This window comes from Vibrio sp. Vb1755, from assembly GCF_033338635.1.
Taxonomy (GTDB): domain Bacteria; phylum Pseudomonadota; class Gammaproteobacteria; order Enterobacterales; family Vibrionaceae; genus Vibrio; species Vibrio alginolyticus.
The window spans coordinates 1-1,064 of sequence record NZ_JAWOTA010000337.1 but is presented as its reverse complement, the minus strand read 5'-3'; the positions used below and the strand labels follow the sequence as shown (position 1 = coordinate 1,064).

Sequence of the window (1,064 nt, the reverse complement as noted above, 5' to 3'; positions counted from 1 at the left end):
CTACCCGCACCAAATGCGATAGTTTCTGAGCGAGGTACTTCGTTGATATCGAATCCAAAGCGAGTTAGGTACTGACGAGTTTCATCCAGACCCACTTCACGTAAGGTACGAACCGCCATTACGTTTTTCGATTGCGCTAAGCCAATGCGAAGGCGAGTTGGACCACCGTAAGTTGGAGGTGAGTTCTTTGGTCGCCATGCCGATCCTGAACCTGCGTCCCATTTGTTGATTGGCGCATCGTTGATCAGAGTTGCTAACGTTAGGCCTTTATCGATAGCGGCTGAGTAAATAAATGGTTTGATACTAGAACCAACCTGACGCACGGACATGGTTGCGCGGTTAAACTTGCTGTGAACAAAGTTAAAACCACCTACCAGTGACAAAATGCCGCCATTTTCAGGATTCATCGCGACAAATGCGGTGTTCGCGCTAGGCACTTGGCTTAGCTTCCAGCTGCTTTGAGTGTTGCCATCTTCATCGGTCGTCGTTAGCTCGCGAACCCAAATTTGTTCACCTGCAGCTAAAACCTCTTGTGCAGATTTTGGTGTTGAACCTTGACGGTTATCGGTGAGGAATTTGCGTGCCCAGTTTATGCCAGTCCAAGGGATGGTTTGTGCGTCGTTATTTTTCACAACAACTTGCGCCGTTTTGCCTTCCACTTTTGTCACGACAGCAGGGTAAAGATCGCCGTAAGTTGGCTGGCCTTTTAGATGCTTCTCAATTTGTTCTGCATCCCAAGCGGCTTCCCCTTCTTTCCACAACACTTTTTCTGCGCCGCGGTAGCCATGACGCTCGTCATAAGCCATTAGGTTGTTTACCGCAGCCTTATTGGCAGCGTCTTGCAGTTTAGAGTCAACTGTCATGTAGATATTTAAACCCGACGTATAGGCTTTCTCTTCACCGTACTCTTTTACTGCCCATGCACGTGCAAGTTCGGCAACGTAAGGCGCAGACACTTCAATTTCTGCACTGTGGTAACGAGCAATGATTGGTTCGTTACGTGCTTCATCGAATTGTTCTTGCGTAATGTATTTTTCATCGAGCATACGCATTAGCACAACGTT

Annotated in this window: 1 protein-coding gene; it reads right to left on the bottom strand. The window is 47.7% G+C overall.

What is annotated here, in order from left to right; genetic code table 11:
• The coding region (locus R7E00_RS24965; RefSeq protein WP_318124901.1) for a penicillin-binding transpeptidase domain-containing protein at positions 1-1,064 on the bottom strand (1,064 nt) is incomplete at both ends.